Origin of the sequence: Bradyrhizobium jicamae (genome assembly GCF_001440395.1) — a bacterium.
GTDB classification, from domain to species: Bacteria; Pseudomonadota; Alphaproteobacteria; order Rhizobiales; family Xanthobacteraceae; genus Bradyrhizobium; species Bradyrhizobium jicamae.
In genome coordinates this window covers 1-1591 of record NZ_LLXZ01000122.1, presented here as the reverse complement: position 1 = coordinate 1591, position 1591 = coordinate 1, and the positions used below count along the sequence as shown (strand labels likewise).

Annotated in this window: 2 protein-coding genes; both read right to left on the bottom strand. The window is 63.2% G+C overall.

Annotation, left to right across the window (positions count from 1 at the left end; genetic code table 11):
* Nucleotides 1–597, bottom strand: a 597-nt coding sequence (locus CQ12_RS20530; RefSeq protein WP_198164213.1) for an NAD-dependent epimerase/dehydratase family protein, incomplete at its 3' end; no start/stop codon positions are given.
* On the bottom strand, nucleotides 578–1591 hold a 1014-nt coding region (gmd, locus tag CQ12_RS20525; RefSeq protein ID WP_057837127.1), incomplete at its 5' end, for a GDP-mannose 4,6-dehydratase. The genes gmd and CQ12_RS20530, both read right to left, overlap by 20 nt.

Here is a 1591-nt window from a genome sequence, read left to right as displayed (position 1 = left end):
AACCTTGGCCTCGTGGAAGCGGCGGATCAGCGCGGCGACGACATGGCTGTATTCGGGATGATAATTGTCGCCGCGTCCGTAGAGGTTGGTCGGCATCACATTGATGAAGTCGGCGCCATACTGGCTGCGATAGGCTTCCACCATCTTGATGCCGGCGATCTTGGCAATCGCATAGGGCTCGTTGGTCGGCTCCAGCGGACCCGTCAGCATGGAATCCTCGCGCAGCGGCTGCGGCGCCAGTTTGGGGTAGATGCAGGACGAGCCGAGGAACATCAGTTTCCCGGCGCCATGGACATGCGCCGCATGGATCACGTTCGCAGCGATCGCCAGATTGTCGTAGAGGAATTCGGCGCGCAGCGTGTTGTTGGCGACGATGCCGCCCACTTTGGCCGCCGCCAGAAACACCACCTGCGGGCGTTTGGCGGCGAACCACGCGTTGACCGCCGCCTGGTCACGCAGATCGACTTCATTGCGCGTCACCGTCAACAGTTCGACGTTCTCCGCAGCGAGCCGGCGCACCAGCGCCGCGCCGACCATGCCGCGATGGCCGGCGACGTAGACCGTCTTGCCCCTCAGTTCAAACGGCAGGCTTGCCATTGGCGACCTCCCGCCGGGCATCTGCGAGGTCGCTCGCGACCATTTCCTTGACCAGCTGGGCAAACGACGTCCTGGGCTTCCAGCCGAGCTTGTCCCGCGCCTTGCTGGCGTCGCCGACCAGAAGATCGACTTCGGTGGGGCGGAAGTAGACGGGGTCGATGCGTAGAAGGATCTTGCCGGATTTGCTGTCGACGCCGGTCTCCTCGACGCCCTTGCCACGCCATTCGATGCGGCGGCCGACTTCGGCAAACGCCACCTCGACGAATTCGCGCACCGACCGGGTCTCGCCGGTCGCCAGCACGAAGTCGTCTGCCACGTCCGCCTGCAGGATTTTGTGCATGCCCTCGATATAATCCCGCGCATGGCCCCAGTCGCGCTTGGCGTCAAGGTTGCCGAGATAGAGCGTGTCTTCCAAGCCAACCTCGATGCGGGCGACGCTGCGGGTGATCTTGCGGGTGACGAAGGTCTCGCCGCGGATCGGGCTCTCATGGTTGAACAGGATGCCGTTCGAGGCAAACATGCCGTAGGCCTCGCGGTAGTTCACCGTGATCCAGTAGCCATACAGTTTGGCCACGCCATAGGGCGAGCGCGGGTAGAACGGCGTGGTCTCCTTCTGCGGCACTTCCTGGACCAGGCCGTAGAGTTCGGAGGTCGAGGCCTGATAGAACCGCGTCTCCGCCTCCATCCCGAGAATCCGGATCGCTTCCAAAAGCCGCAGCACGCCGATCGCGTCGGCATTGGCGGTGTATTCCGGGCTCTCAAAGCTGACGCCGACATGGCTCTGGGCGGCGAGGTTGTAGATCTCGGTCGGCCTGATCTGCTGCATCAGCCGGATCAGGTTGGTCGAGTCGGTCATGTCGCCGTAATGCAGCAGGAACGGCACGTTGCGCGAATGCGGGTCCTGGTAGATGTGATCGATCCGCGCGGTGTTGAACGAGGACGACCGCCGCTTGATGCCGTGGACCTCATAGCCGAGGCCAAGCAGATATTCGGC